Here is a 14,281-nt window from a genome sequence, read left to right on the forward strand (position 1 = left end):
ACAAGGAAACAGCGATGAACCGATTCCTGCAGTTCACCGTCGCGGCGGCCGTCGCGCTGCTCATGCTCGCCGCACCGCAGACCGGCGCCGCCGAAGACGAGAAATGGGTCCTGGTGACTGGGGCCAGCACCGGCATCGGCAGGAACCTGGCGGAGACGCTGGCCGGGAACGGCTACCACGTCTACGCGGGTGCGCGTTCGGATGAGGACATCGCCGCACTGAACGGCATCGACAACATCAAGGCCGTACGCCTGGACGTGACGAAGCCAGACGAGATCGCCGCCGTCGTCGAAAAGATTCGCAAGAGCGGCACCGGACTCTACGGCCTCGTCAACAACGCCGGCATCGGTGGCGGCGGCAAGGTGCTGGAGACACCGGTCGCGAACCAGACCTTCGTCTACGGCGTGAACGTCGAGGGCGTCTATCGCACCACCAAGGCGTTCGGCCCGCTCGTCGCGGAGCAGAAGGGCCGCATCGTCACCACCGGCTCCATCGCGGGCACGATGTCGTGGGCGGAGGGCAACGCCTACAGCGGCAGCAAGCACTGGATCGAGGCGTTCACCGACGCACTGGCCGCCGAGATGGAACCGGCAGGGGTTCATGTCGCCGTCGTGGAACCCGGCAATTTCAAGTCGCACATCCGCCGCAGCGCCGTTTCGCGTGCCTTCGCACAGGTCGAGGCCGCCGGCGGCGAGATCACGGACGAGATGCAGCAGTTCTACGAGGCGACCGTCCAGCGGGAACTCTCCTACAAGGAGCCCGACGAGGTCTCCGCAGCCTTCATGCATGCGCTGTTCGACGAGGAGCCGCTACGCCGCTACGTGGTGACGCCGAACGAGGAGGAGCACGTCGCCACCATCCGTACCAAGCTCACCGAACTCGTGCAGCTGAATCAGTGGGGGCCGTACAGTCACAGCCGCGACGAACTGGTGGAGATGCTGGACGACGTCCTGTCAGGGGGCGCGACCGAGTCTGTCGAGTAGAACGCACCTGGTCCTCGTCGACGGCCATAATCTGCTGTTCGCCCTGCGCGCCCGCTTCGCGGAGCACCTGGTCGAGGGCCATCCCGGCGCCGACGCCCGCGAAGCGCTGGTGCAGGCGCTGCTCGACGCATTTGCCGATGCGGGGGATTTGGTGCGTATCTACTTCGACGGCGCCACACCGCACCGGGAACAACGGTCCGCACAGGTCGAGGTGATCTACCCTGGCGGCGCGGGCGACCAGCGTGCCGACAGGGCCATTCTGAGAGACCTGACAGAACGGCCGGACGAGTTTCCGGTCGGGGCCATAACGGTAGTCACGCGGGATATCAAACTCGCACGGCGAGCACGGAAGCGCGGCGCGACGATCGTTGATCCGGAAGCGTTCTTCGCAGAGCGCACCTGATACGGGGAGTGCCCGGCAGACTCCCTCTGCCGGGCACTTCGCTTCGCGGCGACTCCATCCGTGCCCTGTCGGTCAGCTACAGGGCATTCACCAGCCGGAAATACAGACTGTATGACGTGCCGAGCAGGGCAGCATCGGCGGGGAACGTTATCTTCCCCTCGATGCCGGCCTGTCCCGCGTCCAGGTTGAATTCCTCGATCAGGGCCGCGGCGGCGCCGAAGTCGGGCTCAGCGCTCTCGGCCAGCCTGGCCGCCTCGCTCGCCAGCTTCTTGAACGAGTCCTTCTCTTCAGCCGAAAGCAGTGAAGGAATGGCGTCCATCGTGTCCTTCAGCAGCGTGAACGGCTTGTACTGGATGTTCACTTTGCCGGGTTGGGCCGCCAGCGCCATCCCGTCGCTATAGCCGACGAAGACCGCCGGGATTCCGGTGATCGCCTCCCCGGGCGGCGAGGAGGGCGAGGCCATACCGATTCGAAAATCCCCCTGCCCGAAGAACACGTCACCGGGAACATTGAACACGATGACGCCGATGGCGCCTTCCCATTCCGCCCGGAATACCTTGTCTACGAACGCGCAGGCGCCCCGCTCGATCAGTGCAATCTTGCCAGCAGGGCTCTCGGGATAGTCATCGAAGAAGCATCCGCGCCCGACATAGACCACCTCGCCCTTCAGTTTCTCCTGCCCGCCCGCCCAGGCGGCCAGCGGTGCCGTAAACTGCGCCTCGGCGCCCAGCATCTCACCCACTTCTGAACCGATCTTCACGTCCACGGTACCGAGCGTCAGATCGCCGGCGTACACCGAGGGCGCCATCCACTGGGCCAGGGCGAACGCCGCCAGAAAAACAAGCTTCGCTTTAGTCATTTCATTCTCCCGCTATTTTTGTTGCATTTGCGGCAACCCGCAGGATCATGTTGCTCCCCGGCCTCCGCTGCGGCTTGCACTTTCTGCGCAAAATCTTGACTAAAGCGCGCAGAGCCGATGCTTCAATCGGGCAAGAATCTGCATCGGATGTACAAGCCTGCCCGGACCGGAACACACACCATTGGAGACGCCACTAACCACGATCCGTTGAGAGGTGTCTCATGAACAAGAAGAGAATCATTACCAATTTCGCACTCGCCACAATCACTGCGCTCGCGCTATCCGGCTGCAACAAGATCACCGGCGGTGGCTGGCTGGAGGGCATCGACGGCGGGCTCGTCTCGTTCGGTTTCAACGCGCAACCGGTGGGGGAAGCGCCGGGCGAGTGTGAATTCAGTCCGTTCGGACCGAGCGTCGCCTGCTGGCCGGCGAAAGGCCATTTCAACCTGATCGACCACGGCAGCGTCAGCGGCAAGCCCATGCAGATTCGCGGCAGCTTCACCGGGACCTACACCGGCCAGTCGCCTCTGGCGTGCGAGGAACAGGCACCGGAAGTCTGCGGATCGATATTCACCGGCGAAGCAGTAGTCGACGGCTACAGCTACGCGATGCGTCTCCGCATCACCGACAACGGCCAGGGCAGCGGCACGATCGGTGACTTCTTCGAGCTGTTCCTGTCTCCGACCAATGGCGGACCCCAGATCGGCCCGTATGTCAGCACGATCGGCGGCGGCAACCTGAAAGTCCACCAGTAGCTCGAACTTCGGCCAAGGCCTCGCCCGCCGGCGCCGCGGCGGGGCCTTGGCCGGTCTAGTCGTAGAAAGGAGCGGGCTTGCCCTGGCGCATCTTCTCCATCGCCGCGTTCCAGTCCGGCTCCACCCTGGCCAGCCACTCACCGGAGAGTTCGGGTTTGCCCCAGCGGCCGTACAGCTCGCTCAGCACCTTTGCCGACCACTGCGTCCAGTCGTGCTGCGCGCCTCGAGACTCCAGCAGCTTGCGGTGGGCATCCAGCAGAATGGCCTCGGCCTCCTCGTAGGCATCGAGGTGCATCAGGGCGATGCCGAGACGGTAACGGTAGGTCTGTGTGGCCGTATGCTCGTCGCCCAGCGTGCGGACGGCACCGTCCACCGTCTCACTCATCAGGTCGCGAGCCTCCTCGAAGCGCCGCTGACGGATATACAGGCGGGCGAGCTGCCCCCTGGGGGAGTACACGCCCTGGGAATCGGCTCCGGAGAGACGTTTCCTGGCCTCGACGACCGCGAGGAACGCCCGCTCGGCCTGCTCGTACTGACCGAGATTCAGCTGGCAGACGCCCTGCATGAAACGGCTGTTGTAGGGCGAAGGATGATCCTCTCCGTACAGTGCCATGCCCTTCTCCGCGGCTTCCGCGTAGAGCTCGGCAGCGCGCTCCAGCTCGGGCGTGTCGCCGTCCTTCGTTCCCGAGTAGAGCTTGCGATCGTCGGCCAGGAAGTAGGCCGTCGCCAGATTATGGAGCGCTGTCACCGTCGATGGATGCAGGTCTCCGTAACGCGCTTGCTGCGCTTCGAGGATGCGGGTATTGAGCTCCATCACCGGCTCGAGCTCCCGCCGCTGCCAGTGGATCTGGGACAGGGCCGACATTATCCCCACGGTCTCCGGCGCATTCTCGCCGAGCGCCGAACGGGCGCGCTGCAACCCCTCTCGCAGCAGCGGCTCGGCTTCGTCGAGCCGGTCCGCCGCCACGAGAGCCGTGCCGAGGTAGCCGAGCGTCTTCAGCGTGCCTGCGTGATCCGCACCGTAGGCCGATGTCTCCAACTCGAGGAGGCCGCGCAGCTCGCTGACGGCCTCGTCGGACTGTTCGAGGCTCGATAACACGGCCGCAAGCTCCCGTCTCGATTCCAGCGTACTCTCAGCGGAAGCACCGAGCAGCTCCGACTGAATTCCGTAAGCCTGCACGAACTGTTCGCGGGCGGTCTCGTACTGACCGAGAGCGCCATAGGTGCTGGCCAGCGTGTGGCGCATGCGCGCCTGCAGCAGGGGCTGCTCCGCGAACTGGGTTCCCACGCGATTGGCCGCCTGGTCGAGCACCTCACGCACCGTGACGTCCCGACCCTGCTCCGCAGGGCTCGCCGCGCCGAGCATGGACGTGATGAAGTCCGTCACCGACTCGGCTTCGTCGCGGGCCGCAACGGCGCGGATGCGTTCCTGCTCGGCGCGGATCATGCCGACGGTCGCCGCGGTCGTCCCGGCGCCTAGCGCGAGCACGGCGAGTGTCGCCGCCGCCGCCCCGGCCCGGTGACGGCGCACGAACTTCGCGGCCCGGTATGCGGCACTCCGCGGCCGCGCCATCACGGGCTGGTCCTGCAGATAACGCGCGAGGTCCTGTGCCAGTTCGCCCGCCGACTGATAACGGTGGCGTGGGTCCTTCTCAAGCGCCATCATGACGATCCAGCCCAGATCGCCGGCCAGACGCTTGCGCAGCCGCGGGGGGCTGGACCCGCGGCTGCCCGCAATCTCGCCCTGACGCTCGTCGGACAGCCGCCGGAAACCGGTGGTAGGCAGGGGCGGGCTCGCGTCGGTGTCCTTCAGGAAGGCGATGAAACCGGGATAGCCGGTCTGCTGAGGATCCACCGGCAGGCAGCCCGCCAGCAGCTCGTACAGCATGACGCCCAGACTGTAGACGTCCGCACGCGTGTCGATGTTCAGCACCGTGCCGTCGGCCTGCTCGGGACTCATGTAGGCAGGCGTGCCGATGATCGCGCCGAACTGGGTGAGCAACGTATCTTCCGCCAGCCGCAGCCCGACCGCTTTCGCAATCCCGAAGTCGATCACCTTCGGCAGCGGCTCGCCGTCGCCTTCCGCGACGAGCACGTTGGAGGGCTTCAGGTCGCGGTGAATCACGCCCTTCTGGTGGGCATGCTGAACGGCCTCGCAGACCCGCGCGAACAGGGCCACACGCTGCCGGACGTTGAGCCGGGCGCCGTCCGCAAACTCCGTGATCGGCCGGCCTTCGACCAGCTCCATGGCGAACCAGTGCCGTCCGTCCTGCGTGCTGCCGGCATCGAACACCTTGGCGATGCCCGGGTGTTCCATCAGCGCCAGCGCCTGCTGTTCCGCGGCAAAGCGGATCGCCTCGTGCGGATCGTCGCCGGTCGGGCGCAACAGCTTCAACGCGACCCGCCGGCGCACCGGTGCCGTCTGCAACGCCTCGTAGACGGTGCCCTTTCCGCCCTGGCCGAGACGACCGATGACCTCGTAAGGCCCGATCTTCACCGGATCAGTCATCGCTCACGCCCGCGCCAGCCTGCTGCTGCTCACGCCGGTAGTCGATCGGCGCCATGCCGAAATGCCGCTTGAAGGTCCGGGAGAAGTGCCCCTGGTCGCTGAAGCCCACGGCGTAGCAGGCCTCGGCAATGCTGCCTGCGCCGGCCGCAATCAGTGCGGCCGCCCGCTGCAGTCGCATCGTGCGGATGAGTTGGGCCGGCGACTGATCGATGAGAGCGCGCAATTTCCGCGCCAGCTGGGAGTTGCTCATGGCCATGGTGTCGGCCAGTTCCGAGACGCTGAAGTCGGCGTTGCCGATCTCGCTCTCTATGGTCGCGAGTATCTTCTCGAAGAACACCTGATCCGCCGCACGCGGAGACACGTCTGCGGGCTTGACCACCACCTGCTCACGGAATCGGTCTCGCAGCATGCGGTGTCGTTCCAGGATGGCGAGAATGCGTGTCCGCATCTCCTCGCCCGACACCGGCTTCGGCAGGTACTCGTCGATGCCGGCCTCGTAGGCGCCGATGCGGGTCTCAACCTCTGCGCGCGCGCTCAACATCACGATCGGGATATGGCTCGTACGCTCATCGGCACGCAGCCGTCGGCAGAGCTCGATTCCATCGAGTCTCGGCAGGCGCAGGTCGGTGACGACCAGATCAGGCACGTCGCTGCGAGCCGCCTCCAGCGCGGCGGCACCGTCCGCGAATCCCTGCACGGCGGCAATGTCCTCGAGCTCCGTCATGAGCCAGTTGCGCATGTCGGCCGCGTCTTCGGCGAGGACGACCCTCGGCAGCGCATCGCTCAGCGCAGCCGGCTGAAAGCGCATCGTGGATCGATGCAGGATCTCTTCGGTGACCTCCGGGCGGCCACCGTCGTGACTGAGCAGCGGCTCACACTCTTCCTCTATCGCCACCCCCAGCGGCAGCTCGACCGTGAAGCGGGCCCCCTTGCCCGCCTCGCTCTCGAGCCGGATATCGCCGCCCTGCAGCCGGGCCAGCTCACGGGCCAGTGCGAGGCCGATGCCGGCTCCACCGGGGTGTGCTTCATCATCGTCCTGGCCACGGGTAAAAGGCTGGAACACCGACTCGTGCCGCGCAGACGCGATGCCGGGCCCCGTATCGACGACCGACAGCCGCAGAAACCCCGGCGGACAGAACTCCAGCGCGATGCCGACTCGGCCTCCGGACGGCGTGTACTTCAGCGCATTGGACAGCAGGTTGGAGACGATCGTCGTCAGATGGTCGGGATCGAGCCGGCCCGTGACCTGTCCGTGGCGGGCGAGGAACTCGAGGACGATGCCCTTGCGCTCGGCCAGTTCCTCGAACGACATGACCAGCGATTCGACAAACGGGACGACGGTCACCGGGCGCAGGCGTGCCTGCAACGCACCGGCATCGAGACGGCTCAGCTCGAGCGCCTGATCGGCGAGTCGGCCGATCCGCCTGGCGTTGCGGGCAGCAACCCGCAGCTGGTGCGCGCGGGCGCTCTCGTCGTGCTCGAGCATCGCCGCGTCGATCTGGCCGAGAATCACGGCCACGGGAGTACGCAACTCGTGGGCGATATTGACGAAAAACCGGATCCGCGCCGCGTCGTCGGCCGCGCCATTTACGGTCGCGTCAGCAGCGGCCCCGCTCCGCCTCGACGCCAGACGTTTCCAATCCACCTGTGTGACGCCCCCAGTTGCCTCGCGCCGAACGAGCTGGAAGAACCGCTCTCGATGAGTCCCGAGGATTCTTCGGCACGGTAAAGGTTTATAGCATCGTGGACGGCAACCTGCACGCGTCCTCGGGGCAGCGCATGGCAAAGGAAAAAGGCCCCGTGCAGGGGCCCTTTCAATATTGGCGCGCCCGGAGAGATTCGAACTCCCGACCGCCTGGTTCGTAGCCAGAAAAGCCATCATAAGTAATTGATCTATAACGCCTGAAAGACGGCGCCCGTTGCCATATATGCCCTACCGCGCACGACCGCGCACAGCTGACGTCGGAAAATTGTCGGAAGCGCCGACCTCAGCAGGCAATGAACGAATTCTGGTTTACAGGACGGCGGCCGTGCGATAACCCTCATGACACTGGGAGGAGCACGTACAGTGAATATCGTTGATACCGATCCACGCGAGTTCGAGCTTTACGCGCTCGCGCTCCCGCACGGGCCGAACTTCGAAGAGTTTGCGCTTTACTCGACCTGGCGATCGGAGAATGCAGGCAGCGTCGGTGCCGTGCTTTTCAATGGCCAGCAGTTTCGGCTACTGGTGCTACGTCGGCAAACGGATCATCGGTTCGTCGTGACCCATGATGACATTCTCCGCGACCGGTCTATCGATCCCGAAGCGCACCTCAAGGAACTGATGCGGCCGGAAGAGCCGCCGGAGGCGATGCCGCCCAGCCAGAAGCGCAGACCGAGATTGTTCACGGTCGGCTCCAGAAAACTGAACGAACGATTTCGGCTGATTACCAGCGCCGTGAGCCACTATCCAGCTCTGATGACAATCGGGGAGACCTATCTGGCGATGCCTCGACCGGATGACAATTCCGTACCGGATTTCCAGACGGACAATTTCGACTCCCGTCTTTGGGAGCTCTATCTGTTTGCATGTTTCCGGGAGCAAGGCATCCGCACCTCACAAGATCAGCCTTCACCGGATTTCTTCATTGAACGCGACGGGCATAGTGGCTACGTGGAAGCCGTCACGACCAACCCACCGGGAGAGCGGCTAGAGGGGTTTCCGCCGCCGCAACATTCGCCGGAAGATCACACAGAGCGCATGATAGGGCCTGCTGCAGAGCGCTTTGCAAAAACGCTACGAAACAAGCTGCAGCGCGAGTATCACAACATGCCCCATGTCCGCGGGCATGTATTCGCGATAGCAATCGCCGACTTTCACGCCCCGAGTTCCATGATCTGGAGCCGGGAGGCGCTGCCGTCCTACCTGTACGGCATCCATGCTTACGTCGAGGAAGGGCCGGAAGGCCGGGTCGCTGTAGGAGAAAGAATAGAAAACCTACGCGGAGACGCGGCTATACCTGCCGGACTGTTTGGCGACCAATCAATGGCGGATCTGTCCGCGGTCATTTTCAGCAATGCGGGTACGATCGCGAAGTTTAATCGGATGGGAGTTCTCGCCGGATTTCGTCCGCCAAGGCTTCGATTTGTGCGTGCCGGGACATTCTTTGACCGCACGCCGGGCGCTCTGGAACCGATTCCATTCGAACTCGACATCCTGAGTGACGAGTATGCAGCCAAGTGGCCGCCGCATGGTGAGCCCTGGTGCCAGGAGCTTGAGGTCTTCCACAATCCACTGGCCGCCCATCCGATGCCCTTCGATCTGCTGCCCGGAGCCACGCACTGGTTCGAGCGAGATGGTGAAATCGTGTGCGAGACAATCTGGGAATGGTCGGTTCTGGCCTCTGTCACGAAAATATTAACTAAAGACCGTGACGAAACACCTACTCCTCCATTGGATCATTCCTCTGAAGCATAATGCTCTACGTCGCGTGCGGCCGCTCCGACGTCTTCTCATGGATTGCTCAAACAAGGTCGTGCACCTACCTGAGCGACACCAGCCAATCTGCAAAAGACCCGACATGACGAAGATCGCACTATCTCAGCCGTGCTGTCCCCCGCGTCCCCTCGTTCAACCTGAGAAATACCAGAGAATTACGGCGACAACGATTCCGATAATTGCAAGCAAAGTTGACCAGAAATACCGCCAGGATTCCCGCCGTTCATTAGTTACCTGTCTCATCTCCCCTCGTGCTGCGCGCGCTTTTTGCTTCTCATTCAGCCAGTGCTGAGCAAGACGCCGCACTTCCGGAGAGCCGCCTACCAGTCGATATCCGCCGGATTCCATGTCGGCACGGATCGCATCTTCACCAGCCTCTTCCCATCGCTTGTACCGTCTTCTTTTCGCTTCTTCCTCCATTTGCGCTACCCATCCAGTGGTGAGAAATCCAAATCCTCCGTAAATCCTTCGAGCGGAATCTGTGCCTGCTCAGAGAACGCAACTATGTCTACCCAAACATTCCACCCGCTGCTCAACGCCCCGATACGAATTGCAGGGTTCATGCCGACATCAGAATTTATGTGATCTAGCCCGCCCACTCCGTAGGATTCAAGTTCAGCAATCTTCTCCCGTATAGCGCGATCGCCAAGTCTGTGGGCGAGCCTAAAATCCGACACGAGGATGTCAGCTCCGGCTGTCCCTATACAGACTGCCGGAGTATCCCCCATTTTGTGAATCCTCCGGACCACTGCGCCCAGAAAGCGGCGCACATCGATAGGGACTCGGCTGATGCGCTCGATATGATCATTGAGCTCATCGATCATCTCATCGAGCTCCTCTTCGGAGAGATTGAAATCCAAGACCTCATTGAAACTCCGGAGGTTTGCGACCGTTGTTGGCTCGTCAGCCGTCGTCCAATCAGTAAGATGCTCCAGGATCGCACGATCCGGAGACGAAAATCGCCGCTCATGCTCACGCTTCATCTCGACCATTCTTTCCACGGGAAAATCATCTACATTGTCTGTCTCCACATGATGGTCGTGACACATCAACATAAGATTGTCGAACGCTCGGCGTTCCTCATTGGTCATGTCCGGATTAAAGCGCTCACCGTCTTCCAACGCAGCCTCGATATGACAGACTTCCCCGACAAAATCGCCTTTTTCATTCATCATTAGCCTGGCGCAGTTCGGGAATGCGCAAAGATTCCCGGAATACAAGAACAGCCTGCGAATTGTCGATGCTCGTGGTGTGAGTCGTTTGGGTTTCTCCTTCATTAGCCTTTGTTCCCCTCCCGCTTAACGATTTGGGTAAACGCAACAAGCGACGATATCAGTGAACTCCGTCAGCAGGCGAGGCCTTCTTACTTTTCCGCACGTCGGACACCTTGCCAGAGGTGAACCTCCATGGGTCTTTTACCCTTCCGTAACCAGTCAATATGTAGCAGGATCAGTTGCTTCTGTTGAGAGGTCGGCACACCTTATCCACAATGTCGGCTACTGATCTGCACGGCAGGTGGGTACAGGTTTGAGACCCTATGCGACAATGATCGGACGGCGTAAGTAGAAGACATTAGCACTTGGCTCAAGGACGTATCGACATAGTCCTGCGCGAGAACCATCCGATTTAAATTACGACTCCGCCGGGTCGGTGGTCTGCAGGTTGATGCTCCGTATCCATCGGTCACGACCGATCTTTACTTCATGCATCCCGACATACACCTGCCTCCCGGACTGCAGCAGAATGAGCGCATCCCGCGCAAGCACCCGCGGCACAAAAAAATATCCGTCCCAGGCATTCTCGCCGCGTACCTTGCGTAGAATTGTCATGCCCTTCACTTCCCTGAATACCGGAATTTTACGGCCTCGGTAGGTGTGATACTTCGGGGCGCGGAATTCGTCTTCCCGCTCCTGCACATCCCGCAGCTTCCTATCTAGCCCATGGCCCGGATCATCGCTACCGAGGAGCGTGATCTCATAGCGGTGCCCCTTCCGCTCCGCCGGATACGTCCCGATTCCCTGCAGCTCCAGCCTGGTACTGAAATCATAGAGCGGGTTCTCTACATCAAGATCGAATGCCGTCTCCGGGCTGTAAACCTCATGCGAGATCTCGGCCGAGATATCCGATTCATACCCTGTGATACGGACTGCCGGGAACTCATGCACGGTCTCCGGCATCCGTCGCTTTTTCCGCCGCGCCTTCTTCTTCGCCATGATGAGCCCCATCTTTTCGCCGAGGAGACGGGTAAGGTTACCGCTCCCGGTCCCGACCGCGGTCGCCTCGCCGGCGTTTTCGGGCCCCGCGCTTCCGCAAGCGCCTGACAGGTGCTAACGTCCTCTCCTCTTTCTCTGTTAGCTTTTCCTTGCCTTGCGCGGTCTTAACAAACTCCTCGCTTAGCTGATTTTTCTCCCGGATCGTGGTTCGCTTACCAGAAGCGCCATTCAGCGCTTTTGTAAGCCCGCAGCCTTTGATGAACTCACAGACGGCATCGAATCCACGCCTTCGCTGAGTGAAAAGGCGCTCATCGCCGGTCGGACGGGCGTGCCGGCGCCCGCGCAAAGGTGCTGGATGGCTGCGGGGTGACGATCTTCGGGATCGGCCTGTCTGCCTCCGGGGGGCTGGCTGATGCCCAGATCGGCAATCTCCATAGCGCGTGGGAGCGCTGGTCTACCGCCGCTGGGGCAGAATTCGAGGGGGTTGTGCTGTGAGAAATGGACAGCGGGAGTTTAAGGGCTTCCCCAGACTCGCGCCTACCGCGCCCGCAAGGCGGAGGCTCGGTTTCGGTGTCACGATCCTCGCGCTCACGCCGTGGCGGGCGAAGCTCGCAGGCTTTCTCGGCGCGGTTTCGGCAATTCCGCTGATGTTCGCCAGCCTGGATCTGGCTGCCCAGGCGGGCAGCAATGATCCGCTGGTCTGGATCGCCGCGCTGTTTGGCCCGCTCATCGCGGTGCCAGTCCTGCGGCGGATCTGGGAACAGCTGCTGCACCGCCAGCTCACGATCCGCTATGGCCGGAGGCAGGTCCGAGCACTTGGCGCGATCCGCGCGCGGCGCTTTGATCCCGCGCATATCCGCGGGTTCGGGCTGCACGAGCACCCGAAGGCGAAGACCGAGGCGCGTGAGCATGAGCACAAGATCCGGGTGCCGGGGCGAACGGGCGCACCATCCACCTGAAGCCCTACTACCAGAAAAGCATGCTGCTCGCGCTCGGGTATTTTCACGAGCCGCAATTCCTGATGCCGATCTTTGACCAGGAGAAGGAAAAGAAGATCGTGCAGCGCCTTCGCGCGATGCACATCGTGCTCACGACGATGGAATCGGAGGCCGAAGGCGATGCTCACGGCCCCGGCTCGGAATGGCAGGATCTTTCAGGGGCGCTGACGTGAGGAAGCAAGCGCAATACAAGATCAGAGACACAGGCCCGCGCGGCCCGTCTCAAGGTCGCCGGTAGACCGACTCTGCTGCGCGTTCGGCTTCCGAGTCGGGCACAAAGTCTGACGGGATTGCACCGGGGCGCTCGGCGAACTTCTCGGCGATCGATTTAAACGTCGCCTTCGCTTCCTGCCAAGGTGCTTTGTACGCACCAAGCTCGCGATAGGGCGAGATGGTACGTTGTCCATCACCGTTGGCAGTAAGCTCTAATTGCATAAAAGTCTCCCCTGACACGAATCTATAAAAACTCTGTAGGGATGTAAATGTGGTTTACGGCAGTCTGCGCCTTCTCTGTTGTGGATAACCGGCGCGGGTCAGAACAGATTCTTTAAAAGATTTGTAATGCGATGGGTCATCGCTTGCACACTCACCTGGTATCGGGCTGCCAGCTCTTTGAGCGCCTCCTCGTCCTCGATATCAATGTCAAAGTCGACAAGATCCGCAGTGATCATCTCGTAAGGCATGAGAAGCTCTGCCGCGAAACGGTTAGCTTCAATCTCGTCAGGATCGATGGCCTGTGAGGACACCGCATCCCGCCGATTTACCCGGAACGAGCGGTCGATGTGTACATCGCCCTTGTGGAGGAGCAGATGTCCGCACTCATGAGCGATCGTAAATCGCTGACGATTAACATGGTGCAGCGAATTAACGCCAATCACGGTATCGTGATCAGTTCCTCGCACGAGCATACCCGCTAACTCACCATCGAAAGGCGAGAATCGAAGTTCCGCCCCCAGTTGTCGGGCGATCCGGTCGACTGGGACAGGCGGCTCTTCGATCTCACACTCTTCAAGGATTTGGTTGGCAATCTCTCTGAGTGTTTCAGCGGTTCGTGCTCGTCTCATTTGCTCTCCATTTCTGTTCTTCGGCTCACAATTTTGTCAGCCCATTCTGTGATTTCGGGATCAGTGCCAGGCGGCAATTTATCGGCCAGCCAGGAATCCGCTTGGCCCTGAGGGGGACTTGGAAGAAGTGCGTAAGGTGAAATTCTGAGAGCTTCCGCGAGGCCAAGAAGCTGGTGCAACGAGACGTGCTGCCGCCCCTTCTCAATATTTGTGATGGATGTTCGGGATAGACCGACAAGGTCACCAAGCTTCTGTTGGGTCATCCCCGGCGTGCGTTTCCGATGTAAGCGCACCAAATTTCCGAAGGCCCTGTATATCGAATCCTGCTCCCAACGTTTCATGAAAATGACTATAGGAACAAACAGATAGGATGTCAATATCTTAAACTGTTGGTATTTGAAACGTATCTTAGTTTGCACCGTTGACTTTTTCTTCGAATCGTGACATAAAGGAATTGTGTCGCCAGGGACTGACTGGTCACTGGCATATATCAAACCCGATTAGGGAGGGAATTTGCGATGGAAAAAGCGGTTGCTGAGCAGAACCACGGACCCAAGTACTTTCTGAATATAGAGGGTGCGGAATATCAATGGGACGAGCCGACTATCACGACAGAGCAAATTGCTGAAGTCGGTGGTTGGGATGTATCCCAAGGCGTGATCGAGGTGGACAAGGACAACAATGAGCGCACGCTTTCCCCTGGTGAAGTGGTCGAACTGAAACCTGGTAAAGGCTTTGGTAAAAAGCATAAGTGGAAGCGCGGATAATGAGGCCCCGACTCGAGCAGGAACTTAAACTTCTTCGAAGCGCGTTTGGCACGGTTGACCACGCTGACGCCGGCGGGGAGGACTGGTTCCGAATCTCGAAATATGGACTGCCTGACGGATGGTTATTGAATGGCGAACAAGCTACGACAATCCCTTTGGCCTTTCTGATTAAGGCCGATTATCCCGGGGGAGCACCATACGGTTTCCTCACGCCGCAGGGGGTGACATTCAACGGCAAAGCCCCGGGTA

General features: G+C 61.1%; 16 protein-coding genes. 7 read left to right on the plus strand and 9 right to left on the minus strand.

Annotated features, from left to right (window positions below; all coding sequences use genetic code 11):
- Positions 1–14: 14 nt before the first annotated feature.
- Both ACJMKZ_RS04680 and ACJMKZ_RS04685 read left to right on the plus strand, forming a co-directional pair.
- Entirely contained in the window at positions 15–983 is a 969-nt protein-coding gene (locus tag ACJMKZ_RS04680; protein ID WP_405232037.1) for an SDR family NAD(P)-dependent oxidoreductase, read from the plus strand.
- 7 nt (positions 984–990) lie between these two features.
- Positions 991–1,386: an NYN domain-containing protein gene (locus ACJMKZ_RS04685; RefSeq protein WP_405233135.1), complete on the plus strand. Its 396-nt coding sequence runs from the start codon at positions 991–993 to the stop codon at positions 1,384–1,386.
- A 76-nt stretch (positions 1,387–1,462) separates the two neighbouring features.
- On the opposite strand, the gene ACJMKZ_RS04690 is transcribed toward ACJMKZ_RS04685, so the two are convergent.
- Positions 1,463–2,245 (minus strand): PA domain-containing protein, encoded by a 783-nt coding sequence (locus ACJMKZ_RS04690; protein WP_405232038.1) that lies wholly within the window; start codon positions 2,243–2,245, stop codon positions 1,463–1,465.
- Between the two features lie 221 nt (positions 2,246–2,466).
- Between ACJMKZ_RS04690 and ACJMKZ_RS04695 the strand changes: the two genes are divergently transcribed.
- Positions 2,467–3,000, plus strand: a complete 534-nt coding sequence (locus tag ACJMKZ_RS04695) for a hypothetical protein (protein WP_405232039.1) — start codon at positions 2,467–2,469, stop codon at positions 2,998–3,000.
- Between the two features lie 55 nt (positions 3,001–3,055).
- Here ACJMKZ_RS04695 and ACJMKZ_RS04700 read toward each other — a convergent pair whose 3' ends face one another.
- Both ACJMKZ_RS04700 and ACJMKZ_RS04705 read right to left on the minus strand, forming a co-directional pair.
- A complete protein-coding gene (locus ACJMKZ_RS04700; RefSeq protein ID WP_405232040.1) occupies positions 3,056–5,509 on the minus strand; it encodes a serine/threonine-protein kinase in 2,454 nt (817 codons plus the stop codon).
- On the minus strand, positions 5,502–7,154 hold the full coding sequence (locus ACJMKZ_RS04705) for a hybrid sensor histidine kinase/response regulator transcription factor (protein ID WP_405232041.1): 1,653 nt from the start codon (positions 7,152–7,154) through the stop codon (positions 5,502–5,504). The genes ACJMKZ_RS04700 and ACJMKZ_RS04705 overlap by 8 nt, the downstream gene beginning before the upstream one ends.
- A 423-nt stretch (positions 7,155–7,577) precedes the next feature.
- Here ACJMKZ_RS04705 and ACJMKZ_RS04710 point away from each other — a divergent pair, with 423 nt between their 5' ends.
- Entirely contained in the window at positions 7,578–8,969 is a 1,392-nt protein-coding gene (locus tag ACJMKZ_RS04710) for a hypothetical protein (RefSeq protein ID WP_405232042.1), read from the plus strand.
- A gap of 153 nt (positions 8,970–9,122) precedes the next feature.
- Here the strand turns inward: ACJMKZ_RS04710 and ACJMKZ_RS04715 are convergent, their stop codons facing one another.
- From ACJMKZ_RS04715 to ACJMKZ_RS04725, 3 genes are all read right to left on the minus strand, one after another.
- Positions 9,123–9,410, minus strand: coding sequence for a hypothetical protein (locus ACJMKZ_RS04715; protein WP_405232043.1), 288 nt, complete (start codon positions 9,408–9,410; stop codon positions 9,123–9,125).
- 5 nt (positions 9,411–9,415) lie between these two features.
- Positions 9,416–10,267, minus strand: a complete 852-nt coding sequence (locus ACJMKZ_RS04720; protein ID WP_405232044.1) for a hypothetical protein — start codon at positions 10,265–10,267, stop codon at positions 9,416–9,418.
- A gap of 354 nt (positions 10,268–10,621) precedes the next feature.
- Positions 10,622–11,203, minus strand: coding sequence for a hypothetical protein (locus tag ACJMKZ_RS04725; protein ID WP_405232045.1), 582 nt, complete (start codon positions 11,201–11,203; stop codon positions 10,622–10,624).
- 647 nt (positions 11,204–11,850) lie between these two features.
- On the opposite strand from ACJMKZ_RS04725, the gene ACJMKZ_RS04730 reads away from it, so the two are divergent.
- On the plus strand, positions 11,851–12,162 hold the full coding sequence (locus tag ACJMKZ_RS04730; RefSeq protein WP_405232046.1) for a hypothetical protein: 312 nt from the start codon (positions 11,851–11,853) through the stop codon (positions 12,160–12,162).
- A 20-nt stretch (positions 12,163–12,182) separates the two neighbouring features.
- Complete coding sequence (locus ACJMKZ_RS04735; protein ID WP_405232047.1) at positions 12,183–12,374, plus strand: hypothetical protein; 192 nt, start codon at positions 12,183–12,185, stop codon at positions 12,372–12,374.
- A gap of 49 nt (positions 12,375–12,423) precedes the next feature.
- Here the strand turns inward: ACJMKZ_RS04735 and ACJMKZ_RS04740 are convergent, their stop codons facing one another.
- The 3 genes from ACJMKZ_RS04740 to ACJMKZ_RS04750 form a co-directional block, all read right to left on the minus strand.
- Positions 12,424–12,636 carry a hypothetical protein gene (locus ACJMKZ_RS04740; RefSeq protein WP_405232048.1) on the minus strand — a complete coding sequence of 71 codons (213 nt, stop codon included), beginning with the start codon at positions 12,634–12,636 and terminating at the stop codon, positions 12,424–12,426.
- A gap of 98 nt (positions 12,637–12,734) precedes the next feature.
- A complete protein-coding gene (locus ACJMKZ_RS04745; RefSeq protein WP_405232049.1) occupies positions 12,735–13,265 on the minus strand; it encodes an ImmA/IrrE family metallo-endopeptidase in 531 nt (176 codons plus the stop codon).
- Complete coding sequence (locus tag ACJMKZ_RS04750) at positions 13,262–13,684, minus strand: helix-turn-helix domain-containing protein (RefSeq protein WP_405232050.1); 423 nt, start codon at positions 13,682–13,684, stop codon at positions 13,262–13,264. The genes ACJMKZ_RS04745 and ACJMKZ_RS04750 overlap by 4 nt, the downstream gene beginning before the upstream one ends.
- Positions 13,685–13,783: 99 nt before the next feature.
- On the opposite strand from ACJMKZ_RS04750, the gene ACJMKZ_RS04755 reads away from it, so the two are divergent.
- The gene (locus ACJMKZ_RS04755) at positions 13,784–14,032 is read left to right on the plus strand and encodes a multiubiquitin domain-containing protein (RefSeq protein WP_405232051.1); all 249 of its coding nucleotides are present in this window, start codon (positions 13,784–13,786) and stop codon (positions 14,030–14,032) included.
- The last annotated feature ends 249 nt before the right edge of the window (positions 14,033–14,281 follow it).

This window comes from Lentisalinibacter salinarum, from assembly GCF_040706555.1.
GTDB lineage: Bacteria > Pseudomonadota > Gammaproteobacteria > Steroidobacterales > Woeseiaceae > Lentisalinibacter > Lentisalinibacter salinarum.